Annotated in this window: 20 protein-coding genes (1 of these 20 cut by a window edge); 9 read left to right on the forward strand and 11 right to left on the reverse strand. The window is 69.7% G+C overall.

Annotated features, from left to right (window positions below; genetic code table 11):
• Window positions 1-37 carry the final stretch of an exonuclease SbcCD subunit D C-terminal domain-containing protein gene (locus Sp245p_RS19795; RefSeq protein WP_041812787.1) on the forward strand. Its footprint begins 1220 nt before the window's first position, so the window shows 37 of its 1257 coding nt (coding positions 1221-1257); its start codon lies off the left edge, out of view; the stop codon is at window positions 35-37.
• Entirely contained in the window at window positions 37-3804 is a 3768-nt protein-coding gene (locus Sp245p_RS19800) for an AAA family ATPase (RefSeq protein WP_109138787.1), read from the forward strand. The genes Sp245p_RS19795 and Sp245p_RS19800 overlap by 1 nt, the downstream gene beginning before the upstream one ends.
• Before the next feature lie 110 nt (window positions 3805-3914).
• Here Sp245p_RS19800 and Sp245p_RS19805 read toward each other — a convergent pair whose 3' ends face one another.
• The 3 genes from Sp245p_RS19805 to Sp245p_RS19815 all read right to left on the reverse strand — a co-directional run bounded on the left by Sp245p_RS19805 (window position 3915) and on the right by Sp245p_RS19815 (window position 6491).
• Window positions 3915-5150: a trypsin-like serine peptidase gene (locus Sp245p_RS19805; RefSeq protein WP_014197969.1), complete on the reverse strand. Its 1236-nt coding sequence runs from the start codon at window positions 5148-5150 to the stop codon at window positions 3915-3917.
• Window positions 5151-5296: 146 nt separating this feature from the next.
• Window positions 5297-6268, reverse strand: coding sequence for a replication protein RepA (locus Sp245p_RS19810; RefSeq protein WP_014197970.1), 972 nt, complete (start codon window positions 6266-6268; stop codon window positions 5297-5299).
• A 34-nt stretch (window positions 6269-6302) separates the two neighbouring features.
• Window positions 6303-6491 (reverse strand): hypothetical protein, encoded by a 189-nt coding sequence (locus tag Sp245p_RS19815; RefSeq protein WP_129557202.1) that lies wholly within the window; start codon window positions 6489-6491, stop codon window positions 6303-6305.
• An 869-nt stretch (window positions 6492-7360) separates the two neighbouring features.
• On the opposite strand from Sp245p_RS19815, the gene Sp245p_RS19820 reads away from it, so the two are divergent.
• Together Sp245p_RS19820 and Sp245p_RS19825 are read left to right on the forward strand one after the other, a co-directional pair.
• Complete coding sequence (locus Sp245p_RS19820; RefSeq protein ID WP_014197973.1) at window positions 7361-8380, forward strand: ParA family protein; 1020 nt, start codon at window positions 7361-7363, stop codon at window positions 8378-8380.
• Window positions 8370-9251 carry a ParB/RepB/Spo0J family partition protein gene (locus Sp245p_RS19825; protein ID WP_014197974.1) on the forward strand — a complete coding sequence of 294 codons (882 nt, stop codon included), beginning with the start codon at window positions 8370-8372 and terminating at the stop codon, window positions 9249-9251. Before Sp245p_RS19820 ends, Sp245p_RS19825 begins: the two co-directional genes overlap by 11 nt.
• A gap of 40 nt (window positions 9252-9291) precedes the next feature.
• Here the strand turns inward: Sp245p_RS19825 and Sp245p_RS19830 are convergent, their stop codons facing one another.
• The 3 genes from Sp245p_RS19830 to Sp245p_RS19840 all read right to left on the reverse strand — a co-directional run bounded on the left by Sp245p_RS19830 (window position 9292) and on the right by Sp245p_RS19840 (window position 11584).
• Entirely contained in the window at window positions 9292-9828 is a 537-nt protein-coding gene (locus Sp245p_RS19830; RefSeq protein WP_014197975.1) for a mismatch-specific DNA-glycosylase, read from the reverse strand.
• A 52-nt stretch (window positions 9829-9880) separates the two neighbouring features.
• Window positions 9881-10597: a YoaK family protein gene (locus Sp245p_RS19835; protein WP_014197976.1), complete on the reverse strand. Its 717-nt coding sequence runs from the start codon at window positions 10595-10597 to the stop codon at window positions 9881-9883.
• 78 nt (window positions 10598-10675) lie between these two features.
• A complete protein-coding gene (locus tag Sp245p_RS19840) occupies window positions 10676-11584 on the reverse strand; it encodes a LysR family transcriptional regulator (protein WP_014197977.1) in 909 nt (302 codons plus the stop codon).
• A 102-nt stretch (window positions 11585-11686) separates the two neighbouring features.
• Here Sp245p_RS19840 and Sp245p_RS19845 point away from each other — a divergent pair, with 102 nt between their 5' ends.
• Window positions 11687-12085, forward strand: coding sequence for a RidA family protein (locus Sp245p_RS19845; RefSeq protein ID WP_014197978.1), 399 nt, complete (start codon window positions 11687-11689; stop codon window positions 12083-12085).
• A gap of 194 nt (window positions 12086-12279) precedes the next feature.
• Here Sp245p_RS19845 and Sp245p_RS19850 read toward each other — a convergent pair whose 3' ends face one another.
• From Sp245p_RS19850 to Sp245p_RS19865, 4 genes are all read right to left on the reverse strand, one after another.
• Window positions 12280-12897, reverse strand: a complete 618-nt coding sequence (locus tag Sp245p_RS19850; protein WP_014197979.1) for an ANTAR domain-containing response regulator — start codon at window positions 12895-12897, stop codon at window positions 12280-12282.
• 19 nt (window positions 12898-12916) lie between these two features.
• Window positions 12917-14581, reverse strand: coding sequence for an ABC transporter ATP-binding protein (locus tag Sp245p_RS19855; protein ID WP_014197980.1), 1665 nt, complete (start codon window positions 14579-14581; stop codon window positions 12917-12919).
• A gap of 13 nt (window positions 14582-14594) precedes the next feature.
• The gene (locus Sp245p_RS19860) at window positions 14595-15686 is read right to left on the reverse strand and encodes an ABC transporter permease (protein WP_014197981.1); all 1092 of its coding nucleotides are present in this window, start codon (window positions 15684-15686) and stop codon (window positions 14595-14597) included.
• A 159-nt stretch (window positions 15687-15845) separates the two neighbouring features.
• Window positions 15846-17171 carry a CmpA/NrtA family ABC transporter substrate-binding protein gene (locus tag Sp245p_RS19865; RefSeq protein ID WP_082188256.1) on the reverse strand — a complete coding sequence of 442 codons (1326 nt, stop codon included), beginning with the start codon at window positions 17169-17171 and terminating at the stop codon, window positions 15846-15848.
• A gap of 733 nt (window positions 17172-17904) precedes the next feature.
• On the opposite strand from Sp245p_RS19865, the gene nirB reads away from it, so the two are divergent.
• The 4 genes from nirB to cobA all read left to right on the forward strand — a co-directional run bounded on the left by nirB (window position 17905) and on the right by cobA (window position 24428).
• Complete coding sequence (nirB, locus tag Sp245p_RS19870) at window positions 17905-20370, forward strand: nitrite reductase large subunit NirB (protein ID WP_014197983.1); 2466 nt, start codon at window positions 17905-17907, stop codon at window positions 20368-20370.
• Between the two features lie 6 nt (window positions 20371-20376).
• Window positions 20377-20733, forward strand: a complete 357-nt coding sequence (gene nirD / locus Sp245p_RS19875) for a nitrite reductase small subunit NirD (protein ID WP_014197984.1) — start codon at window positions 20377-20379, stop codon at window positions 20731-20733.
• A 61-nt stretch (window positions 20734-20794) separates the two neighbouring features.
• Window positions 20795-23521 (forward strand): molybdopterin-dependent oxidoreductase, encoded by a 2727-nt coding sequence (locus Sp245p_RS19880; protein ID WP_425458900.1) that lies wholly within the window; start codon window positions 20795-20797, stop codon window positions 23519-23521.
• Window positions 23490-24428: a uroporphyrinogen-III C-methyltransferase gene (gene cobA / locus Sp245p_RS19885; protein WP_014197986.1), complete on the forward strand. Its 939-nt coding sequence runs from the start codon at window positions 23490-23492 to the stop codon at window positions 24426-24428. The genes Sp245p_RS19880 and cobA overlap by 32 nt, the downstream gene beginning before the upstream one ends.
• On the opposite strand, the gene Sp245p_RS19890 is transcribed toward cobA, so the two are convergent.
• Window positions 24351-25142: a C40 family peptidase gene (locus Sp245p_RS19890; RefSeq protein WP_014197987.1), complete on the reverse strand. Its 792-nt coding sequence runs from the start codon at window positions 25140-25142 to the stop codon at window positions 24351-24353. The two genes, cobA and Sp245p_RS19890, sit on opposite strands and share 78 nt — an antisense overlap.
• Between the last annotated feature and the right edge of the window lie 48 nt (window positions 25143-25190).

The raw sequence follows: 25190 nt of genomic DNA on the forward strand, positions 1-25190 counted from the left end.
TCACGAGTTGGTCGCGACCGTTCAGGAGGGTGCGTGATGCGGATTCTGGCAATTCGCGGCGGCAATCTGGCCAGCCTGGACGGGACCTTCGCGGTGGAGCTGGCCAGCGGGCCGCTGGGCCACGCCGGTCTGTTCGCCATCACCGGCCCGACCGGGGCGGGTAAGAGCACCATCCTCGACGCGCTGTGCCTCGCCTTGTTCGACCGCATGCCCCGGCTGCCGGACGGGCGCGGCGTGGCGCTGGGCGCCAGCGGCGACACCGACGCCATCAGCACCACCGACGTGCGCAGCGTCCTGCGCCGCGGCGCCGGGGCCGGCTGGGCCGAGGTGGATTTCGCCGGGATCGACGGCGCCGCCTACCGGGCGCGCTGGGAGCTGCGGCGGGCGCGGCAGAACGCGCGCGGCCAGCTGCAGAAGCAGACGATGAGCCTGACCGCGCTTGCGGACGGCAAGCGGCTGGGCGACGGCAAGACCAGCGTGCTGGACGAGATTTCCACCCGGCTTGGGCTGAGCTTCGAGCAGTTCCGCCGCGCCGTCCTGCTGGCCCAGGGCGATTTCGCCAATTTCCTCAAGGCTCCGGCGACGGAGCGCTCCGCCCTGCTGGAGCTGCTGACCGGCACCGAGATCTATTCCCGCATCTCCGTCGCCGCGCACGAGCGCTCCCGGGAGGAGCAGCGGGCGCTGGAGGCGCTGGAGGGGCAATGCGCGGGCATCGGCGTGCTGACCGACGACGAGCGCGCCGTCCTGGACGCCGAGGCCGGAGCGGCGGCCGAGGCGGTCCGGCGGGAGGAAACGGCGTTCGAGCAGGCCCGCGCCGCCGTCGCCTGGCATGAGCAGGACGCCCGGCTGGCCAAGGCGGAAGCGGACGCCGCCGCGGCGAGCGCACGGGCCGAAGCGGTCTGGCAGGAGGCCGGGGCGCGGCGGGAGGAGGCCGCTCTGCTCCGCCGGCTCCAGCCGCTGCGGGCGCGGTTGAGCGAGGCCGACCGCTGCGCCGCGGCGGCGTCGGAGGCCCGGGAGGCGCTGGCCCACGCCCACGCCGCGGTGACGGAGGCGCAGGACCGGCTGGTCCAGGCCGAGGCCCGTCATCGCGAGGTGCGCAGCGCCTACGAGGCCGCCCGCGGCGCCATCGACGCCGCCGAGCCCGAGTTGGAACAGGCGGCCACCCTGGATGCCGAGATCGCCGCGCTGGCCGGCCAACAGGCCGGGGCGCTCGCCGACGCCGCGACGGCAGAGGCGGACGCCAAGGGGATTGGAGAGAGTTGGAGCGCCACCCGGACGGCGCTGGAGCAGGCCCGTGCCGACTCGGCGGAGCGGGAGAACTGGCTGGCCGGTCAGACGGCGCTGTGGCCGGTGGCCGACCAATGGGCGCGCTGGGACTCGCTGCTGCTGCGCCACCGCGACTCCGCGAGGGCGGCGCGGGAGGCGGAGGCGGAGGCCGGCCGCGCCGCCGCGGAGGTCACGGCCCATGAGGCGGAGCTGGCCCGCCTTGCCGCCGTCCGGCGGGACGCCGCCGAACGGCGGGACGAGGCCGAGCGGACGCTGGCCGCGCTGAAGGCCGAAACGGTGGACTCGCTGGACGCCTTGCGCGGGCGCCGCACGGCGCTGGCGGAGCGGCGCGACGGGCTGGCGGCCCTGGCGCAGTTGGCGGAGCGGGCCGTGCGGCTAGCGACGGACAGCGCGGAGACCGAAGCGGAAGGGGAGCAGCAGTGCACCGCCGCCGCGGAGGAGGAGGCCCGCGCCGGCGAGACGAAGGCGCGGCTGGAGCAGCGCCGGGCGGCGTTGGAGGAGGCGGATCTGGCGCTGCGCCGCCTGCGCCTTGCCCGCAGCGAGACCGTGGCCTCCCTGCGCGCCCAGCTGGTGGACGGCGAGGCCTGCCCGGTCTGCGGCGCCGCGGAGCACCCGTGGGGCACCGGCCACACGCCGCTCGACCGGCTGGCCGAGGACCAGGAACGCCACGTCGCCGCCCTGCGCGGTGAGGTGACCGAGCTGGCGATGGATCACGGCGCCCGGACCGCCGCGGCGAAGGCGGCGCGGGAGCGTGCGGGAAGTCTGGCCGGGCGGCTGGCCGCCCTGGCGGTGGAACGGGCGGCGACGGAGAAGCGCTGGGCCGAACGGGCGCCGGCCTTCGGCCTGCCCACCGGGCCGGATGCGGAAACCGTCGCCCGGCGGCTGGCCGGCGTCGATGCGGAACTCGCCGAGGTTGGGCGGGCCGAGGCGGCGGCGCTGGACCACAAGGCACGGCTCGACGCGGCGGTGCAGGCGTGCCGGGAACGGGACGCGGCGCTGGCCGACGCCGACCGGGCCATCGAGACGCGGACCCGACAGCGTGATTCGGCCCGCCACGCCGAGTCCCTGTTCCTGGCGCGGCGCGATCAGGCAGCGGAAGCCCGGCAGGCGGTGCGGACGGAACTGGCCCAGCCCTTCGCCGGGTTGGCGGGTTGGGCCGGTGACCTCGACCGCGATTCCGAGGGGTTCCGCGAGCATCTCGGCGGGCGGGTCGCCGACGTCCTGCGCCAGCGCGAGGGGTTGGCCCGGGCGCTGCGCGACGTGGAGGCCCTGGAACGGCAGGCCGGCGCCAAGGCGGCGGAGCTGGAGGGAGCGCAGCAGGCCGAACAGGCGGCGCGGCGGCGGTGCGAGGGGTTGGCCGCCGCGCTGGAGGATCGGCGCGCGGCACGGGCGTCCCTGTTGGACGGACGGGCGGTGGCCGCGGTGAAGAAGGAGCTGACCGAGGCCTGCCGGCGAACCGAGGCCCTGGTCGAACAGGCCACCGTCGCCCGGCAGGACGCGGCGGCCCGCCTGTCGGGGGCGGAACAGACCGTCGCCACGCGCGGCGAGTCCGCCCGCCGGTGCGCCGCCGAGGCAGAAGCGGCGGCCGACGCCCTGATCGCCGTGGCGGAGCGCTGCGGCGTCACCGTGGAGGCGGCGCGCGCCCATCTGGTCCGGGACGAGGATTGGCTGGCCGGAGAGGAGCGGGCGCTGGCCGCCCTCGAGTCGGCGCAGCGCGAGGAGGCGCTTCGGGAGGCGGAGCGGACGCGGACGCGGCAGGAGCATCACGCCGCCGGACGGCCCGCGCTCGACGCGGGGGAGGCCGGCGAGGCCGTGGCCGAGACGGGCCGGCGCCTTCAGGAGGCCCGCAACCGGCTGGGCGAGGCCCAGGCCCGGCTGCGCGCCGACACGGAGAACCGCGGCCGCCTCGCCGCCGTGCTCGACCGGGTGGAGGCGCAGCGCAAGGCACAGGGGCTGTGGGCGACCATGGCGCAGCTCATCGGCTCCGCCGACGGGCGGAAGCTGCGCAACTTCGCCCAGAGCCTCAGCCTCGATCTGCTTCTGGTCCAGGCGAACCGCTATCTGGCTGATCTCGCCCGCCGCTACCGGTTGGAGCGGGTGGGCGGGGCCGACCTGGAGATCCAGGTGGTGGACGGCGAGATGGGCGACGAGCGGCGCGGCGTGCACAGCCTGTCCGGCGGCGAGATGTTCCTGGTGTCACTGGCCCTGGCGCTCGGCCTGTCGGCCATGGCGGGAGGAGGAGGAGCCGGGATCGGTACCCTGTTCATCGACGAGGGGTTCGGCACGCTGGACCCCGACAGCCTGGATCTGGCCCTGTCCTGCCTGGAGGCGCTCCAGGCCACCGGGCGGCAGGTCGGCGTCATCAGCCACGTCCCGGCGCTGGTGGAGCGGATCGGCGTGCAGGTGCGCGTCATCCCGCAGGGCGGCGGGCGCAGCGCCGTGACGGTTACCCGCGGGACGCTGGCGGCACCGTCGCCGGACGCCGCGGCGCAGCGGGAACTGCTGCTGCCGCTGTAGAGTGCTCCGGACCGCCTGGGATCACCGCGGGATCAGCAGGGAGACACGGACGCGGAGACACGGAGGCGCGCCCTCCTCCGTGTCTCCGCGTCCCTATGGTGAAAGGGCCGTCAGGCCAGCCGGAAGGCCAGATAGCTGTCGGCGCCGACCTGCCCCGGCATGGTGATGACCGCGCCGACGGCTTTCCCGGTGAAGGTGATGCTGCCGTCGATGGTGCCGTTGCCGTCGAAGTCGATGCGCGCCGTGGCGCCCTCGTACCCGGTGGCGCCCTTCATCGCTTCCCAGCTGAGCGTCGACACCCCCTCCCTCCATCCCCAGGCGGTGGTCCATTCGCCCGGCTCGAAGTCGGTGATGGTGGACCAGGTCACCCCGGTGCCCCGCCCGTCCAGGAAGAAGGTGTCGTTGCCCGCCCCGCCGGTCAGGAAGTTGGAGCCGGTGCCGCCGTCCAGCACGTCGTCGCCGTCCTTCCCGTCCGCCGCGTCGTCGCCGCCGCCCAGATTCATGAAGTCGCCCAGCACGCTGCCGATCACCGCCTCGACGGATTTGGTGCCCAGATAGATGTTCTTCAGCGTGGTCAGCGGGCCGACATAGATTTCCATCTGCACTTCCCAGCCGGACACCCCGTTGTTCACGAAGGCCCGCCGCTGCGTGTCGGGCGGGGGGGCGCTGGAGGAGATGTAGGAGTCGTTGGCGGTCAGCGCGTCCTTCAGCCAATAGGCGTGGCCGCCAAGCGAGGCGGCACCGACGGCGGTCGACACGACGCCGACGGCAAAGACGTTGTTTCCGGAGCTGTAGTAGATCGGACCGCCGGAGTTGCCGGGATTGATCTCCAGGTCGGGGTTCACATAGTAGACCGTATCGACGCCCGACCGACGGATCGAGCCGCTGTCGTAGATTTCGTAGCGATCGTATTTGGCGGGATAGCCCAGAACACTGACGGCCCCGCCGCCGAAGTTCCAGTCGATCCCGAAGTAGCCGTAGGAGTCGCCGATGGGCTCGGACAGGGTCAGCAACGCGACGTCGATCTCGGACCCGCTCTGGGTGTTGCGGTAGAAATCGCCGGTGATCAGCTTGCCATCCGAGTCCGGATCGAAATTGGTGAAGAACTGCGATTTGGCGACGCCGTAGGCCTTGTTGTCGGACTTGCCCGGGTTGTAGGACGGGTAAATCTTCAGGCTGCTGGGCTTGCCGCCGAGCGCGGCGTTGTAGACGACGTGGGAGGCGGTGATGACGTCGTTGCGACCGACCAGGAAGCCCGAACCGATGTAGCTGCGGCTTCCCCAGGTGGCCTCGATGGACACCACGGCGCGCGCCGGATACTGATCGTCATCGACCCTGTAGGACATTGGGATCGGTCCTTCCGCTGCATCCGGGGCGGCATCGCACCGGATGGTTGCAACCGATCGACAATGTCACGCCTCGGCGGTGTTTTTCAACAGCGCGCGCCATGCGCGGACGATTTCATCCGCGGCGCTCAACCGCCCTTCCTCTGTCAGCCGCGGACGGGGCGCAGGACGAGATGCTTGTTGGACGGCACGGCCGGCGCCGAGGGGCGCAGGACGAGGCCCTTGGAGGTCGGCTCGATGTTCGCGTCGGGATAGACGGCCATGACGTCCTTCAAGGCTTCCTTCAGGCGGAAGGCCAGGACGCGGTGCTCGCTCACCGAACCGAAATGCTGCGACAGGGCGTGCCAGGGAACCACCGTCTGCTTGTCCAGCCGGTGCAGGCGGTGGACCAGCCACACATAAGCGTCGAGCGCCAGGGCGGAGTTCTTCAGCTTGGCGATGGCGTGCTCGTCCAGCGGGACGGCGTGTTCCATCAGATGCTCGAAGAAGCTCTGGGTCAGGCGAACGAAGCGCACCCATTCGCCACCGGTGCGGAACAGGTCGGGCGTGTCCTCCTCGTCCCGCCACAGCTTGATGCCGTCGATCAGGCGCTGGTCGGAGATTTCCGCCGTCGAGGGGCCGGTGGTGGTGCGCAACGTGAATTCGCTACGGGCGATCCGCAGCACCTGCTCGCGCACCGGCTTGTAATTGCCGCGCTCCCCGCCCGTCGGGGCCAGCCCGAGACGGCGCAGCCACGCGCTCATGCTCGGCCCCAGATCGACGTGGGCGCTGCGCGTCTTGCGCGCCTCGGTCTGCAGGTAGATCATGATCAGGCGCGCCTTGGCGCCGTAGGGAACGCCGACGTCCAAGACCGTGCCGTCGCGCAGCGGCAGGATGCCGGGACGCACGACGAGCTGGTACTTGCCGTTGTTGCGCACCCAGGGGGCGGTCTCGTCCTTGGGCTTGCGGTGCGGCAGGGAGGCTTGGCAGAAGCCGGCGTGGAGATAGCCGATCGCGTCCATCTCGTTGGACAGCGCTTCATGGGCCATCATCACACGGCGGCGCTCCTTGGGGTCTTCGGTGCGGGCAAGAACCGCCTCGAATCCCTCCAGGGTAAGCTGCTCGTGGATTTTCGCCATGGGACCCCTCCGGCCTCGTTCGGTCACGTTCCTGTCATTTCAGAAAACACAAAATGTGGTGGCTGTGAAGCGCGTCCATCCCACGAATCGCTGAAGTTGCAACGGAAGCTGCAGATTCCGACTCAACTTCAGCGAAGCGACCATTGGCGACCGGCCACCCCATGCCCTGCCGGCAACCGCCGAGCCGACGTTCGAGCCAACGTTTCAAAATCAGCGTCGCCAACGGAGCGTCCGGGGCCGGAAAGCCGCTTGTCCACAGCCGGACGGGCTTGTCCACGCTGAGTTGGAATCGCAACGGGGGAAACCGGCCGGATCGGCTCGCTGACTCCGCAACGGCAAGGACGCCGAAGTCGCAACGGGGACTCGCTCATCCACGCTGAAGACGAGTCACGAAAGGCGGTTATCCACGCTGAACTCGCAACCATGTCCTATATGAGTCCCTATAGGATTCTCCGGTTAGACCGGTTGCGCGGGTGCTGGCGCGACCCCCTTCGCTGAAAACGCAACGTCGGCAGGGGCGGAGAATCGCCAACCGGGCATTCGAGGGTGATCCGGACCCTGATCCTCCACCGCAGCGAGCATCGACGCGGATCGCCGTTCCCCGACCAGGACCGTCAACTGTCAACCGCCTCCGACGCTGAATTTGAAACAAAACCGACTCGCGTCCGACGCTGAATTGGTAACATTCGACTCGGAAACCCAAGGCTTTCCAGGGCTTAGCCGACTCGACGAGTCTCGCGCAGATCTTGCAACGCCCACACAAACCAGCGAATCGAAGACCAACGCTGAATTTGAAACATCAGAATCCAGGCGATTCAAGGCCCGAATCGAAACCGCTGCCGCCGAGCAACGCTGAATTGGTAACGCTTTGGAAAATGGGCTTGACGGGGTCCGGATCGATTCGCCTCCGGAATGGTTTTCCGCCGCTCGCAGAGGCCGGTGGAAACCATCAAATTCTATGACCATAGTCCCATACGACGTCGCATGACCCCTCCTCCAACCACCATTTGACGCAATTCGGTGCGCTCCGGCTTGACCAGTTGCGTCAAATTTTGCAAGAAAGGTCCACACACAGGGAAAGCCGGAGGCCCGATGAACGGGGAAGAACTGCGCGCCATCCGCGAACGGCGTGCCGAGGACCAGTTGAGCTTCGCGACATGGCTCAACGGCGCACTGAATCGCCGCTACGACCGATCCCGGATCAGCCGGTGGGAGAGCGGGGCGGAGCGCATCCCCCAGCAGGTCGCCGGGTTCCTGGCTGGCCAGGGCGGCATGGCCGCCGTGCCGCAGAACGCCGGGGTGCCGAAGATGCAGCGCGCCGTGGTGGCGGTGGCCAACCAGAAGGGCGGCGTCGGCAAGACGACGACGGCGGTCAACCTGTCCTATGCGCTGTCCACGCTGGGCCTGAAGGTGATGCTTCTCGACAGCGATCCCCAGGGCAACGCCACCGTTCATATGGGGCTCGACCCCGGCGAGATCGAAACCCAGCGCAAGGGCATCTATAATGTGGTGCGCGGCGGGGCGTCCTTCGACAGCATCCTCCAGCCGGTGTGCGGCGGCGCCGTCATGCTCGCCCCCTCCAGCATCGGCCTCGCGGCGGCGGAGACGGAGCTGGTGGCGGAGCCGGACAACTCCCTGGTGCTCAAGGAGAAGCTGGCGGAGGTGCGGAACCGTTACGATGTCATCGTGATCGACTGCCCGCCCAACCTCGGTCTTCTCACCATCAACGCGCTGGCGGCCAGCGATCTCGTGCTGATTCCCGTGCAGACGGAGGTGTTCGCCGGGCTCGGCGTGCCGTTGCTGCTGGAAACCATCGCTAAGATCCGCCGCCGCTCGAACCCGTCGCTGAACATCTTCGGCATCCTGCCGACCATGTTCTCGTCCCGCTTGACGCAAGATCAGGCCAGCCTGCGCGAGATTCAGGAGCATTACGAAGGGCGCACCCGCGTTCTGAACGCGGTGCCGCGCGCCACCCTGTTCGCCCAGGCGTCGGGCGCCGGTCGTCCGGCCATCGAGGCCGATCCGAATTCCAACAGCGTCCAGGCCTACGGCGAACTGGCGCGCGAACTGGCCGCCCACCTCCAGACTGCGGAAGACGCCCATGTCTCGTAAACTCGAACGGACCAGCACCCGCATTTTCGACAAGGCGGCGCAGCGCGGCGGGGACGCGCTGTTCGGGCTCTCCGCCGACTTCCCGCGGCTGATCGAGGTCGATCTCGACCGGGTTCACCCCAATCCCGACCAGCCGCGCCGCCATTTCGACGACCAGTCGCTGCAGGAGCTGGCCAACTCCATCGCCCGGCACGGGCTGAAGCAGCCGGTTCTCGTGCAGGATCTCGGCGACGGCGACTACCGTCTGATCGCCGGTGAGCGGCGCCTGCGCGCCTGCGGGCTGGCCGGGCGCCAGACCATCTTCGCCATCGTCACCGACGGTGACCCCGACGAGTTGGCGCTGATCGAGAACATCCAGCGCGTCGACCTCGACGCCATGGAGCTGGCCCGCGCCTTCGCCCGGCTGATCGAGCGGCACGACTACACGCACGAGGCGCTGGGGCAGGTCATCGGGCGCAGCCAGGCGGAGGTGACGCGCACCCTGTCCCTGCTGCGTCTGCCGGCCGACATCGTCGCTGAATTTGAAACGCGCCACCGCTCCGTCCCGAAAAGCATCCTGACGGAGATCGCCGCGGTGGACGATCCGGTCCTCCAGAGGAAGCTGTGGGACACCATCAAGGACGGCGGCACCGTCAAGGCGCTGCGCGAGGCCAAGCGCGCCCAGATGGGCGGCGGAGAGCCGGAGTCCGCGGCAACGGCGCGGGTTCAGCCGGCCCCGGCGGTGCGGTTCGTCTCCGCCGTCCATCGCATCGCCAAGGACTTCTCCGCCGTCGACGCCGGGGAATTGCGGGCGCACCGCAAGCAGCTCAGCGAGGCGCAATGGCAGGAGCTGCGCCGCCTCCACGCCCTTCTCGACGAGCTTCTGGCCTGACCGTTGGCAACGCTGAATTTGTAACGGACACCCGCTGACGTCAGCGGCGGGTGTCAACTTCAGCGTCGATGACCCGCTTGACCTCGCAGAACCAGCGCAGCTTTTCCGCGAAGGGCAGGCGGGCGAGCCCGCTGGGCGAGGGCAGCACGACGTCCACCGGACCATCGAACAGGCTGTCCGGCTGCACGCCCCAGTCCGCCCGGTCGCGATCCGCGGCGGCGAGATAGACCCCCTTCCCCGTGTAGGCGATCACCCGCGGCCGGAATTCCGCGATCAGCGCGCGCAGCCGCGGCACGCCGCCGCGCAGCTCCGCCCGGCTGAGATCGGCGGCGCCCGGGGTCGCCCGCGCCACGAGGTTGGTGGAGCCCAGCCCGAACTCCGGCAACAGCCGGTCCTCCTCCGGGCGCAGCAGCCGTGGCGTCAGGCCGGCCTCCGCCAGCAGTTTCCAGAATTGGTTGCCCGGCCCAGCGTAATTGTGGCCGAGCCGGCCGGAGCGCATGCCGGGGTTGAAGCCGACGAACAGGGCGTCCAGTCCGGGGGCGATGATGTCGAGGATCGGGCCTTCGGAATCGGTCATGTTGCGTCAACAGTGGAAAACGGCGTCCGGCAACGCTGAATTTGAAACGCTCCTACTCCGCCGTCCGCCATTCGGCGAGAATCACCGGGGCGGCGAAGCCGGCGAGGATGGCCGCCAGCGTCACGAACAGCATGGCGCCCCAGGCGCTGTAGCCCAGAACTCCCAAGACGCCGCCCAGGAAGAAGGAGCCGACGGTCGGCAGATGCGTCTTCAGCTTGTCGAGCGTCACCCGGACGCGATCCCGGCCGTTGCGGTGGTAGAGATCGTCGATCAGGTTGCCCAGTTCGATCCCGATGTCGGTGATCATGCCGGTGACGTGGGTGGTGCGGACGCGGGCGTTGGAGATGCGCGTGACGATGGCGTTCTGCAACCCCATCAGGAAGCTCAACCCCATGACCAGCGCGGCGCCGCGAAGCTCGTGCAGCCAGACGTCGGCGGCGCCGAGCCCGGCGAGCAGCAGGGCTTCCAGGCAGACGCTGTAGGCGTAGATCGCCGACAGGCCGCGGCGCTGCCCGGCGTTGATGAGCATCGCCGACACCATCGCCCCGGCGATGAAGGTCGCCACGATCGCCAGCGCCATGCCGAAGGCGCCCATCTCGCCCAGCGCCAGATGATCCGCCATGGTCGAGACGGTGCCGGTCATGTGCGAGGAGTAGAGGCCGGCGGCGTAGAATCCCGCGGCGTTGACAGCGCCGGCGATGCCCGCCAGCGACCAGGCCAGACTGCGGTCCGCCGACACGCCACGATGCTCACCCTGCCGGACCAGCATGCCCAACTCCCTGAACCAAACGGGGCGCCATCATAGTGGCGACCGCAAGCGTCGGGGACCCGCTGGTTTGGAGGATCATCAATGCGTTTCCGGAGCGGTCGGCATGGTCTTGACGATGTCGAGGAACGCCCGCAGGGCCGGCGGCACGGCGCGGTGCCCGGGATAATACACCGCCGCCCGCTCCGGCTTGTGCATCCAGGCGGGCAGAACGGTCCGCAACCGCCCGTCCGCAAGGGCGGCTTCGGCGGCCCAACTCACCACATAGGCGAGCCCCAATCCTTGCGCGGCGGCGTCCACCATCAGTTCCTCGTCGTCGAGCACCAGCGGTCCGTTGGTGTCGACCGTCAATTCCTGCCCGGCCCGCTCGAACTCCCAGCGGTACAGCCGTCCGCCGGGCAGGCGGTGGCCGATGCAGCGATGACGCTGGAGATCGTCGGGCGTCGTCGGCTCCCCGGCGCGGTCGAGATAGGCGGGGGAGGCGACGCAGACGAAACCGATCGGGGCGGGGAAGGGCACCGCGACCATGTCCTTCGGGATGGAGTCGATCAGGCGGACGCCGGCGTCGAAGCCGCCGGACACGATGTCGATCAGCCGCCCCTCGACGACCAGATCCACCGTCACGTCGGGAAACCGCTCGACCATGCGCGGGAGGACGTCGCGGACGAGAACCGCCGCGGCCACGCGCGGCGCGTTGATGCGGACCCGGCCGGCCACATTTCCCCGAACAGCCGAGGCGGCGTCCAGCGCTTCGTCCAACGATGTCAGGGCGACCTGCAGCCGGCCGAGCAGTTCAATCCCCGCTTCGGTCGGCGAAACGCTGCGGGTCGTGCGGTTGAGGAGGCGCACGCCCAGCCGATCCTCAAGGCCCCGCATCGCGTGGCTCAGCGTGGATGGCGCCGTTCCGAGTTCGTCCGCGGCACGGCGAAAGCTGCGATGGGTGGCGACGGCCACGAAGGCGCTGAGGTCGTTCAGGGAGGGACGCATCATTGATGGCGATTTTGCATCAGCCCGTGTCGATTTCAACGTCTAATCGCGCACCTCTTCAACTGCTATCTCCTGCTCCGGTTCCAATCTAAACGGGAGACACCGATGTCCAAGCGTGACGCCCTCTTTCCGGCCGGCCGGCAGGCGCTCTACGAAATCCACCGCTACTCCGCGGCCATCCGATCCGGCGATCTCCTCTTCATCTCGGGGCAGGTGGGCGGTCACGAGGACGGTTCTCCCGAGCCGGACTTCGCGAAGCAGGTTCAACTGGCTTTCGACAACCTGCGCGAGGTTCTGAAGGCGGCCGGCGCCACCTTCGACGACATCGTGGACGTGACGACGTTCCACACCGATCCGGAGGCCCAATTCGAGACTGTCCTGTCGGTCAAGGACCGGATGTTTCCGCAGAAGCCCTATCCCAACTGGACCGCGGTCGGCGTGACGTGGCTCGCCGGTTTCGACTTCGAGATCAAGGTGATCGCTCGGGTTCCACAAACCGTCTGAGCCGGCATTGGCGACAACGTCCTTCCCATCACGCCATGCATCGCGCTCATTGGACGGCTTGTCGCGACTCGCAAGCTTTGGCATTGTTGTGGAGACGCACCGTCACAAGACCGCGCGAACACCGACCTTCCAGTCTAGGAAGTGAAGTGGTCATTTGGTATCATTTTTTTCCGAACTCCTTGATCTGAAATGCGTCACAGCTCGATCTGGGCGGCGGTGATGACGCTTTGCGCGATGTCGGCGATGCGGCGGCCCTGCTTCATGGCGGCCTTGCGCAGGGCGTTGTAGGCCGCCTCCTCCGTCAGGGAATTCCGCTGCATCAGGATGCCCTTCGCCCGCTCGATCAGCTTGCGGTCGGCGAGCTGCGTGCGCGCCTCGTCGCGTTCGCGTTTCAGCGTTTCAAAAGCAGCGAATCTGGCCAGCGCGGTTTCCAGGATCGGCCGCACGCGGGCGGGGTGCAGCCCGTCGAGGACGAAGGCGGCCACCCCGGCCTCCGCCGCCTGCGCCGCCGCCCCCGGCGGGGCTTTGTCGGCGAAGAGGACGACGGCGCAGGCTCCCGACCGGGCCAGCCGGAAGACGCCGTCGAGCGTCGCAGGGTCCGGCGTTTCCAGCACCGCGACGACCGCGTCCGGGGCCAGCGCGGCGCTGCGGGCGGCCAAGTCGGCGAACCCATGGACCACGGCGATCCGGTCGGCGATCCGGTCGGCGATCCGGTCGCGGCCTCCCGTCCCGACGGCCAAGCCGTCCTCCACCGCCCGCGTGGCGTCGGGGTCGGGGCCGGCCACCAGAATGGTCAGGGGTTTGTTCGCCATGGCCGCTCCGCCCTCCCCCTCACGCCGCCTTCACCGTCCCGTGGTGCCCGCCTTCCAGAAAGTTCAGCAACTCCTCCCGGTAGGCGTAATAACGGGGGTGCTCCAGCAGGGCCTGCCGGGTCCGGGGGTGGGGGATGTCCACCTCCAGGATATGGCCGATGCGGGCGTTCGGCCCGTTGGACATCATCACCACACGGTCGGCCAGCAGGATCGCCTCGTCAACGTCGTGGGTGACGCAGATGGCGGTGACCTGGGTGCGCGCCCACACCTCCATCAGCACCTCCTGAAGCTCCCAGCGGGTCAGGCTGTCCAGCATCCCGAAGGGCTCGTCGAGCAGCAGCAGCTTCGGCGACAGGGCGAAGGCCCGCGCGATGCCGACGCGCTGCTTCATGCCGTTGGACAGCTCCGCCGCGGTCTTGTGCATGGCATTGCCCAGCCCGACCCGCGACAGGTAGTAGCGGGCGATGTCGTTGCGCTCGCCCCGGCCCGCCTGCGGGTAGACGCGGTCGACCCCCAGCATGACGTTCTCCAGCGCGGTCAGCCAGGGGAACAGGCTGGGCGCCTGGAAGACCACCGCCCGATCGGGACCGGCGCCGACGACCTCCTTGCCGTCCAGCACGATGCCGCCGCTGGAGACGTCGGCCAACCCGGCGACCATCGACAGGACGGTGGACTTGCCGCAGCCCGAATGGCCGATCAGCGAGATGAACTCCCCCTTGCGCATCTTCAGGTCGAAGCCGTCCACCACGGTCAGCGGCCCCTTCGGCGTGGCGAAGGTCTTGGTCACCCGGCTGAACTCCACATAGCGGTCGTCGGACAGGCCGCCGGGCTGGCCGGCAAGATAAGCCTTGGGTGGGGGCGCTGCGGTGATCGGCGTCGCCGCCGGCATGGTCAGACTCTCGTCCACCGCGGCGGCGGCGCGGCTGGCCCCGGCCTCCATCAGCCAGGCCGTGACCTCGGCGCGCAGGCGCTTGAAATCCGGGTCGTGGTTCACGGCGGTGCGGTCGCGCGGGCGCGGCAGGTCCACCGCGAAGGCGGGGCCGAGCGTCGCCCCCGGACCCGGCGTCAGCGGGATGATGCGGTCGGCCAGCAGGATGGCCTCGTCCACGTCGTTGGTGATGAGGACGACGGTCTTGCGGTCCTTGCGCCAGATCGCCTCGATCTCGTCCTGGAGCTTGGCGCGGGTCAGCGCGTCCAGCGCCGACAGCGGCTCGTCGAGCAGCAGCATCTCCGGGCTCATGGCGAGCGCGCGGGCGAAGCCGACGCGCTGGCGCATGCCGCCCGACAGCTCCTTGGGGCGGCGGTCGGTGGCGTGGCCCAGCCCCACCGTCTCCACCGCGCGGCGGGTGAGCACGCCGCGCTCCGGCGACGGTTTGCCCTTGTGCACGGCGTCCACGGCCAGCGCCACGTTGTCCTTCACGCTCAGCCAGGGCATCAGCGAGTAGTTCTGGAACACGACGCCGCGCTCCGCCCCCGGCCCGCGCACCGGCGCACCGCGGAACAGCACCGTGCCCGCGTCGGGGGCCGCCAGCCCGCCCATCAGGTTGACCAGCGTGGTCTTGCCGGCGCCGGAGAAGCCGACGATGGCGACGAACTCCCCCTCCGCGATGGACAGGTCGATGCCGCGCAGCACCTCGGTCCCGCCGTAGGACTTCGCGACGTTCTTCAGCTCAAGGATGGCCATGCTCGGGGACTCCTCAGCGGGTGCCGGTGTGGGAAACGGCGGCCTGGAAGGCCAGCATGACGCGGTCGAGCAGGAAGCCGATCAGGCCGATGGTGAAGACCGCCACCATGATGCGGGCGAGCGAGGAGGAGGAGCCGTTCTGGAACTCGTCCCACACGAACTTGCCGAGGCCGGGGTTCTGGGCCAGCATCTCCGCCGCGATCAGCACCATCCAGCCCACGCCCAGCGACAGCCGCAGCCCGGTGAAGATGTAGGGCAGCGCCGAGGGCAGCACGAGCCGGCGCACCATCGTCGGGCCGGAGAGCTGCAGCACCTTGCCGACGTTCATCAGGTCCTTGTCGATGGAGGACACGCCGACCGCCGTGTTGATCAGCGTCGGCCACAGCGAGCAGAGCGTCACCGTGACGGCCGAGGTCAGGAAGGACTTCTCAAAGGTCGGGTTGTCGCTCGACACCGTGGCGCTGACCACCATGGTGACCAGCGGCAGCCAGGCCAGCGGCGACACCGGCTTGAAGATCTGGATCAGCGGGTTCATCGCCGCGTTGACCGTGCGGGACAGGCCGCAGGCCACCCCCAGCGGCACCGCCACCAGCGCGCCGAGCAGGAAGCCGGTGAAGACCGTCTTCAGGCTGGTCAGGATCTGGTCAAGATAGGTCGGCTTGCCGGCGTAGGGCCGGGTCTTCACCTCGGCGGCCGGGTCCTTGGCCAGCAGCTCGGCGTTGCGCTTGGCCTGCCGGTCGTAGAAGGCGGCTTCCTTGGCGCGCTCGGCCTTGTGGTCGGCGTGGAGGATGCCGATCTGCTCCCACACCTGGGCCGGGCCGGGGATGGCGCCCAGGCTGGTGTTCACCTGTGGCGCCAGCCACGCCCAGGCGGCGAGGAACAGCATCAGAGCGGTCAGCGGCACGCCCATCTGCTGCCACAGCTCCTGCCCCTGCTGGCGCGGGCTGTCCCCGGCGGCCATGCGGAGCAGCGGGCTGAGCCAGCCGAGCCCGACGATCTGCAGGGTGGCGGCGGTGCGGTTGAGCGCGTGGGCGAGACGGGCCTTGCGCCGGGCGCGCATCGCCTCGGCGGAGGAGAGGGTGGAGGCTTCGGTCACGCTGGTCATGGGGTGATCTTTCTGTTTGGCGCGGGGCGCCGATGCCCCCCTCCCAACCTTCCCCCGCTTCGCAGGGGGAGGAGCGGATTCCCTCCCCTGCGAAGCGGGGGAGGGTTAGGGTGGGGGCCCGTCGCGACCACGGCGCGGGTCATCCGGGGAAAGAAGCGCTCAACCGCCGACCAGTTGCCCACCCTGCACCGCCTGCCCGCCCTTCAGGCCGATGGGCAGCTTCGTCAGGTACTCGTTGGGCTTGCGGCCGTCGTAGGCGATGCCGTCGATGAATCCGTTATCCAGCGGCTTGTAGCCGTCGCTGGTCCAGGGGAAGTCGGCCTCCTTGGCCTTGCCCTCCTCCACCAGCAGCCGCGCGGCCTTCAGGTAGATCTCCGGCTTGTAGACCTTGCGGGCGGTCTCGTCATACCAGGCGTCCGGCTTGGCCTCGGCGATCTGGCCCCAGCGGCGCATCTGCGTCAGGTACCAGACGGCGTCGGAGTAGAAGGGATAGGTGGCGTTGTAGCGGAAGAAGACGTTGAAGTCGGGAACCGCCCGCTTGTCGCCCTTCTCATACTCGAAGGTCCCGGTCATCGAGTTGGCGATGACCTTGGCGTCGGCCCCCACATACTCCGACTTGGCCAGGATCTTCACCGCCTCGGCGCGGTTGGCGTTGCCGTTCTCGTCCAGCCACATGGCGGCGCGGATCAGCGCCTTGACCAGCGCCAGATGGGTCTTGGGGTTCTTGGCGGCCCAGCCCTCGGTGACGCCGAAGACCTTCTCCGGGTTGTTCTTCCAGATCTCGGTGTCGGTGATGACCGGCACGCCGATGCCCTTCATCACCGCCTGCTGGTTCCACGGCTCGCCGACGCTGTAGCCGAAGATGGTCCCGGCCTCCAGCGTCGCCGGCATCTGCGGCGGCGGGGTGACGGAGAGCAGCGCGTCGGCCTGGATCTGGCCCGACACGTCGTTGGGCGCGTAGTAGCCGGGGTTGATGCCGCCGGCGGCCAACCAGTAGCGCAGCTCGTAATTGTGGGTGGAGACGGGGAAGACCATGCCCATGGTGAAGGGCTTGCCCTCTGCCCGGTACTGGGCGATGACCGGCTTCAGCGCGTCGGCCTTGATCGGGTGCAGCGGCTTGCCGTCCGGCCCCTTGGGCAGGTTGGGCTTCATCCGCTCCCACACCTCGTTGGACAGGGTGATGCCGTTGCCGTTCAGGTCCATCGAGAAGGCGGTCACCACGTTGGCCTGGGTGCCGAAGCCGATGGTGGCCCCCAGCGGCTGGCCGGCCAGCATGTGGGCGCCGTCCAGCTCCCCGGAGATCACACGGTCGAGCAGCACCTTCCAGTTGGCCTGCGGCTCCAGCGTCACCGACAGGCCCTCGTCCTCGAAGAAGCCCTTCTCCGCGGCGATGGCGAGCGGGGCCATATCGGTCAGCTTGATGAAGCCCAGCTTGAGCTGGTCCTTCTCCACGTCGAGCGGAGCGGCCTGGGCGGACCCGAGCATCAACGCCAGCGTGGCGGCGGCGGACAGCAGGGCGGTGCGGGGGGAGGCGGGAAGTCGGATCACGTCTCGGGTCACGTCTCGCGTCACGTTGGTCGCTCCATCTCTCGTTCCGGACCCCCGCGGCACGCCCGACCTCGATCCAACGCCCCACCGGCGACGCGCCGTTGAGGGCTCTCCAGCCGTGAAGGGCTGTCGAACCGGGTCAGCGACGGTGCCGAGGGGCCCAACCTTGGGCGTATGGGATGGACGCACCGCCGTTGGCGCGTCCCGCCGTTCCTCTCGCAAGGATCATGCCAAAGGCTGAATGAGCGTCCAAACAGAGCCAAAGGTCTTTGTTTCTGCGGCTTTGACGCGAGTTGCCTATTCTTTGTGCTAGTACCTTGGTGGTGACGCATTGCACAAATTGTCGGCTTTCGGACCGCTTTTTGTTCGATGCAGGACAAAAGCGCGTGTTCTGGTCCCGACACTCCCGCCATCGACCAGCGGCGGCGAGCCCCTGCAAATGGCGGAAATCCGCCATTCCGGTCCCTTTCTCATACCTTGGTGCCGGTGTTGGCACGCGGCTTGCCAGAAGGACGGGCAGATCAGGGCCAGGGCAACGGCGCCATGGCCGGTTCGACGGCGAACCACCCGGACAACGGCGTCCGAAACCCTTGGGAATCCCGCGGGAGTCCCAAGGGCTTCGGGCGCCTTTTTCTTTTCGGCCTCGCGGCCTCGCAAGAGGGCACACAGCATGAGCACGCACACCAATCCACCCACTCCGCGCGAACGGCTGGTCGTCGTCGGCAACGGCATGGCCGGCATCCGCACGCTGGAGGAGCTGCTGGCCAAGGCGCCGGACCGTTACGACATCACCGTCTTCGGCGCCGAGCCGCACCCCAACTACAACCGCATCATGCTCTCCCCCGTGCTGGCCGGGGAGAAGACCTTCGAGCAGATCGTCCTGAACGGGCGCGACTGGTATGAGGCCAACGGAATCAGGCTGTTGACCGGCGACCGGGTGGAGGTGATCGACCGTGCGAACTGCACCGTCACGGCCATCTCCGGCCTGACCGTGCCCTATGACAAGCTGTTGATCGCCACCGGCTCCACCCCCGTCATCATCCCGGTTCCCGGCTCCACCCTGACCGGCGTCGTCGGCTTCCGCGATCTCGCCGATGTCGACACGATGCTTGAGGCGGCGGCCCGGGGGGGACGCGCTGTGGTCATTGGCGGCGGCCTGCTCGGGCTGGAGGCGGCCAACGGCCTGAAGGTCAAGGGCATGGACGTCACCGTCCTGCACCTGATGGACACGCTGATGGAACGGCAGCTCGACCGCTCCGCCGGGGCGCTGCTGCGGCACGAGCTGGAACGCCGCGGCATCACCGTGCTGACCGGCGCCGACACTGCTGAAATTGTGGGCAGCGAGAAAGTTTCCGCGGTTCGCCTGAAAAACGGGCAGGAACTTCCCGCCGATCTGGTCGTCATGGCCGTGGGCATTCGCCCGAACACGACGCTGGGCAAGGCGGCGGGGCTGGCCTGCGGGCGCGGCATCCAGGTGGACGACGCCATGACCACCTCCGACCCGGCGATCCTGTCGGTCGGCGAATGCGTGGAGCATCGCGGCCAGACCTACGGCCTCGTCGCCCCGCTGTTCGAGATGGCCAAGGTCGCCGCCGCCCGGCTGGCCGGCAGTGCGGAGGCCGCCTACACCGGCTCCGTCACCTCGACCAAGCTGAAGGTGACGGGGGTGGACGTCTTCTCGGCGGGCGATTTCACCGGCGGCAAGGACTGCGAGGACATCGTGTTCCGCGACGCCGCCCGCGGCGTCTACAAGCGCGTGGTGGTCAAGGAGAACCGCATCCTCGGCGCCGTGCTCTACGGCGACACCAAGGACGGCGGCTGGTACTTCCAGATGCTGAAGGACGGGACCGAGGTGGCGCCGGTCCGCGACACCCTGATCTTCGGCCAGAGTTTTGGAGGCGAGGGGGCGGCAAACCCTAAGGCCGCCGTTGCGGCGCTCCCCGACAGTGCGGAGATCTGCGGCTGCAACGGCGTGTGCAAGGGCACCATCGTCACGGCGATCACCGAGAAGGGCCTGTCCAGCCTGGACGAGGTGCGGGCTCATACCAAAGCCTCGGCCTCCTGCGGGAGCTGCACCGGTCAGGTGGAGCAGCTTCTGGCCCTGACGCTGGGCGACGGCTATGCGGGCGAGGCGAAGGCCAAGCCGATGTGCAAATGCACCGACCGCACCCACGACGAGGTGCGCCGGGCCATCACCGCGCTGGACCTGAAAACCATCCCCGACGTGATGCAGCGGCTGGAATGGCGCACGCCCGACGGCTGCCACCATTGCCGCCCGGCGCTGAACTATTACCTGCTCTGCGAATGGCCGGGCGAGTACAAGGACGACAGCCGGTCCCGCTACATCAACGAGCGCGTCCACGCCAACATCCAGAAGGACGGCACCTACTCCGTCGTCCCGCGCATGTGGGGCGGGCTGACCAGCGCCAAGGAGCTGAGGGCCATCGCCGACGTGGTGGACAAGTTCGCCATCCCCACGGTGAAGGTGACCGGCGGCCAGCGCATCGACCTGTTCGGCGTGAAGAAGGAGGATCTGCCCGCGGTGTGGGCGGACCTGAACGCCGCCGGCATGGTGTCCGGCCACGCCTACGCCAAGGGGCTGCGCACGGTGAAGACCTGCGTCGGGTCGGAATGGTGCCGCTTCGGCACGCAGGACAGCACCGGCCTGGGCGTCAAGCTGGAGCGGATGACCTGGGGCACCTGGACCCCGCACAAGGTGAAGCTGGCCGTCTCCGGCTGCCCGCGCAATTGCGCGGAGGCCACCATCAAGGACCTCGGCGTCGTCTGCGTAGACAGCGGCTACGAGCTGCATGTCGGCGGCAACGGCGGCATGCATGTCCGGGCCTGCGACCTGCTGGTGAAGGTGGAGACCGAGGCGGAGGTGCTGGAATACACCGGTGCCTACATGCAGCTCTACCGCGAGGAAGCCCGCTATCTGGAGCGCACCGCCCCGTGGGTCGAGCGCGTCGGGCTGGACCACATCAGGCGCCGGCTGGTCGATGATGCCGAAGGCCGCGCGGCCCTCAACGCCCGCTTCCTCTTCTCCCAAAGCTTTTCGCAGGACGATCCCTGGGCCGAGCGGGCCAACGGGTCGGTGGACCGTCATGAATTCGCGCCGCTCGCTCAGGTGGGGTAACGACACATGGATCAGAGCATTTCCTGGATCACCGTCGGCTCGGTCGAGGACATTCCCCGCCAGGGGTCCCGCGTGGTGCGGACCGGCTTTGGCGACATCGCCCTGTTCCGCACCGTGGCGGACGAGGTCTACGCGCTGGAGGACCGCTGCCCGCACGCCGGCGGCCCGCTGTCGCAGGGCATCGTCCACGGGGCGCGCGTGACCTGCCCGCTGCACAGCTGGGTGATCGACCTCGCCAGCGGCGAGGCGGTCGGCCCGGACGAGGGCTGCGCCGGCCACTGCCCGGTGCGGGTGGTCGACGGCGCGGTGCAACTCGGGCTGGCCGCCTTCCGTCCGGGCCGCGGAGGCTGCGGCCATGGGTGAGGAAAGGCCCTATCCCCCCTCTCCCCTCCGGGGAGAGGGTCGGGGTGAGGGGGGTGCGCTTGTGCCGGACGCCGCGCCACGCGCAACCCCCTCACCCTCCCCTCTCCCCAGAGGGGAGAGGGAATTTGGGGAGGAAACGGTCCGCACCACCTGCCCCTATTGCGGCGTCGGCTGCGGCGTTCTGGCTTCCGTCTCCAGCGACGGCACCGTCGGCGTGGCCGGCGATCCCGACCACCCGGCCAACCGGGGGAAGCTCTGCTCCAAGGGCACCAATCTCCCCGACACGCTGGGCCTCGCCGAGCGGCTGCTCCATCCACAGGTGGACGGGCGGCGCGTCGCCTGGGACGAGGCGATCGCGGAAGTCGCAAAGCGCCTGTCCGACACCATCGCGAAGCACGGGCCGGACTCGGTGGCCTTCTACGTCTCCGGCCAGTTGCTGACCGAGGACTATTACGCCGTCAACAAGCTGGCGAAGGGTTTCCTCGGCACCGCCAACATCGACACCAACTCGCGCCTCTGCATGGCCTCCAGCGTGGCGGGCCACAAGCGCGGCTTCGGCGCCGACGCGGTGCCGGTGACCTACGACGACCTGGACGAGGCCGATCTGGTCCTGCTGGTCGGCTCCAACCTCGCCTGGTGCCACCCGATCCTGAACCAGCGGCTGCTGGCGGCCAAGCACACGCGCGGCACGCGCATCGTCGTCCTCGACCCGCGCCGCACCGCCGCGGTGGACGGCGCCGACCGGCACCTGCCCATCCGCCCCGGCACCGACGCCCTGCTGTTCAACGGGCTGCTTGTTTATCTGGCTGACAACCATCTCGCCGACAACGGCCTGATCGACGCCCGTTTCGTCGCGGAGCACACCGCCGGTCTGGCCGAGGCGCTGGAGGCCGCCCGCGCCGACGCGCCCTCCCCCGCCCATGTCGCCGCCTGCTGCGGTCTGCCGCTGGCGGAGGTCGAGGCCTTCTACGCTGAAGTCGCAACGGTCCGCCGCACCGTCACCGTTTACTCCCAGGGGGTGAACCAGTCCTCGCAGGGGACGGACACCGTCAACGCCATCCTGAACGTTCATTTCCTGACCGGGCGGATCGGCGCGCCGGGCATGGGGCCTTTCTCGGTCACCGGCCAGCCCAACGCCATGGGCGGGCGCGAGGTCGGCGGGCTTGCCAACCAGCTCGCCGCCCATATGGGGTTCGAGCCGGAGTCGGTGGACCGGCTGCGCCGCTTCTGGAACGCGCCGCGGGTGGCGGACAAGCCCGGCCTGAAGGCGGTGGACCTGTTCCGCGCCGTGGAGCAGGGCACGGTCCGCGCCGTCTGGGTCATGGCGACCAACCCGGCGGTCAGCATGCCCGACGCCGCCCGCGTCCGTCGCGCGCTGGCCAAATGCGAAACCGTCATCGTCTCCGACTGCGTCGCCGATACCGACACGGCGCGGCTGTCCCACATCCGCCTGCCCGCTGCGGGGTGGAGCGAGAAGGACGGCACCGTCACCAACTCCGACCGCACCATCTCCCGTCAGCGGGCCTTCCGTCCCCTGGCGGGCGAGGCGCGGCCCGACTGGTGGATCGTCACTCAGGTCGCCCGCGCGATGGGCTTCGCCGCCGCCTTCTCCTTTGAGACGCCCGCCGACGTTTTCCGCGAGCACGCCGCCCTCTCCGCCTTCGAGAACGGCGGCACGCGCGCCTTCGACATCGGCGGCCTCGCTGGGCTGTCCGACGCTGAATTTGAAACGCTCGCTCCCGCCCCCTGGCCGCGGCGGGCCGGTGAGGGTCCGACGCGCCGTCTCTTCGCCGATGGGCGCTTCTTCACCGAGGATGGGCGGGCGCGCTTCGTACCCGTTGCCTCCCGCCCCCTGCCCCGCTCCGTGGAGCCGGGTTCGCTGATGTTGAACACCGGCCGCCTGCGCGACCAGTGGCACACCATGACGCGCACCGGCCTGTCGCCGCGCCTCTCCGCCCACGCGCCGGAGCCCTGCCTGGATCTCCACCCGCAGGACGCGGCGGCGCGCGGCTTGACCGACGGCGCTCTGGTCAGCCTCTCAACCCCCGTCGGTACGGCGCTGGCCCGGCTGCGCGTGACCGAGGCGCAGCGGGTGGGGGAAGCCTTCCTGCCCATGCACTGGACCGACCGCTTCACCGCCTCCTGCGTCGTCGGGCGGCTGGTGGACGATCTGGCGGTGGACCCGGTGTCGGGCCAGCCCGACCTGAAGCGGATGCCGGTGACGCTCACCCCCTACCCTGCCGCCTGGACCGGCTTCCTGATCGCCCGCGAGCCGGTGGAGCCTGCCCATGGCGGCTACTGGTCCCGCCGCGCCGTCCCCGGCGGCCACCTGATCGAGCTGGCCAGCGAGGACGCCCTGCCCGCTCCGGAGACGCTCGCGTTCGGCTTCGCCGGGGCGACCGTCGATTACAGCGACGCGGCCCGCGGCGTGCTGCGCCGCGCCTGGGTGACCCACGACCGGCTGGAGGCCTGTCTGTTCCTGTCCACCTCCGGCGCCCTGCCCAGCCGGGGCTGGCTGGTCGAGCTGCTGTCGGCGGAGGCGCTGGACGGTGCCGCCCGCCGTGCCCTGCTCTCCGGCCGGTCGCCGGTTCCCACGGCCGACGAGGGGCGGACGGTCTGTTCCTGCTTCGGCGTCGGCGTCAACCGTCTGATCGCCGCCATTCAAAGCCAAGGCCTGACCACGGTCCAGGAGGTCGGAGCGGCCCTGCGGGCCGGAACCAACTGCGGCTCCTGCATCCCCGAACTCAAGGAGATCCTTGCCGATGCCCAGCGCAGCCATGTGGCTTGACGGTCTTGTCTCCCGGTCCGGAGGCCAGCGTTTCAACTTCATCGTCGCTTTGCGCGCCGCGCTGGGCTCCGCGCTGCGTCCGCGCACGACCCGCCGCGTCGCCCGCGCCATCCCGCAGGCGGGCACGCGGACCCCGCATGTCACGCTGGTCGGCGCCGGGCCGGGGGACCCCGACCTGCTGACCGTCGCGGCGGCGCGGGCCATTTCGCAGGCCGAGGTGATCCTCTACGACCACCTCGTCGGGCCGGGCATCCTCGCCCTGGCGCAGCCGGGGGCGGAGCTGATCTGCGTCGGCAAGCGGTCGGGCCAGCATTCCCACTCGCAGGAGGCCATCAACACGCTGATCGCGGCGCAGGCCCGCACGGGGCGGCGCACCGTGCGGCTGAAGGGCGGCGACCCGATGATCTTCGGCCGGGCCGGCGAGGAGATCGAGCATCTGGAGCGTGTCGGAATCAGCGTGTCGGTGATTCCCGGAATCACCGCAGCCCTCGGCTGCGCGTCCAGCGCCGGGCTGTCGCTGACCAAGCGCGGCGTGTCGCGCGCCGTGACCTTCGTCACCGCCCATGCCCGCGAGGGCGACGCGACGGAGCCGGACTGGGCGCGGCTGGCCGACCCCAAAGGCACGCTGGCGATCTACATGGGTCGCGAGGCCGCTTGCCGCGTCGGGCGCGGCCTGACCGCCGGCGGGCTGTCCCCCGACACGCCGGTGCTGGCGGTGGAGAACGGCTGCCGCCCCGACGAACGCCACCACCGCACGACGCTGGGCGCCATGGCCGAGCAAGGCGTGGCGGCGGGCGACGGCCCGACGCTGCTTTTGATCGGCTGGGCGCTAGAAGAACGGGCGGCGCACGCCGGTGATGCCCTCGGCGCGGGCGGCCACGTCGGCCAGGGGTTCGGTCACGACTGACATGGTGAAGACGGTGGCGTGCAGCAGCGTGGCGCCGTCCAGCATGATGCCGACATGGCCGGGGAAGAACACGATGTCGCCGCGGCGGTAGTCCACGCCTTGCCCGTCTGCCGAGACCATCGGCCCCAGCCGGTCGTCGTTGCGCTGCATCCCGCTGCTGTGGTGGGTGGTGATCCCCGCCGCGCGCAGCGCCACTTGGACGAGGCCGGAGCAGTCGATGCCGAAGGCGCTCCGCCCACCCCAGACATAGGGCGTCTCCAGGAAGCGCAGCGCCGTCTCCACCGGAACGCGGTTCGGCGGCACGGCCACCGGCTCCAACAGTTTGCCGAAGGTCCACAGCCCGTTGTCGAGCCGGACCCAGCCCCCTGGAAACTGGGCGTCCGCTTGCTCCGCTACGGTCACGAGGCTGCCGAAGCTCAGCGCCGCCATCGGCACCGCCTTGTGGGTGGGCGCCGGGTGCAGGTTCGCCACGCGCCCGGACACGCGGTGGGTCGGGGCGACCGGCTCCGTCAGGTCGGTGCCGGGGGGAAGCCAGCCGACATGGCCGTCGGTGCGGTTTTCCACCTTCACCCAGTCGCCATCCCGGTCGAGCGGCGTACATGTCTCACCGAACAGCATCTCGCTGGTTTGCGGGACGCCGTGCCTCGGCTGTTCCAGAAGAACGGCCTGCGGGGCGGCGAGCCGGCGGATCGGGGTGGTCTGTGCATCGGTCATGCCGGTCACGCTAGAGCCCGCCCTGCCGGAATGCAAGCCAGAGGACCG

Origin of the sequence: Azospirillum baldaniorum, assembly GCF_003119195.2 — a bacterium.
GTDB classification, from domain to species: Bacteria; Pseudomonadota; Alphaproteobacteria; order Azospirillales; family Azospirillaceae; genus Azospirillum; species Azospirillum baldaniorum.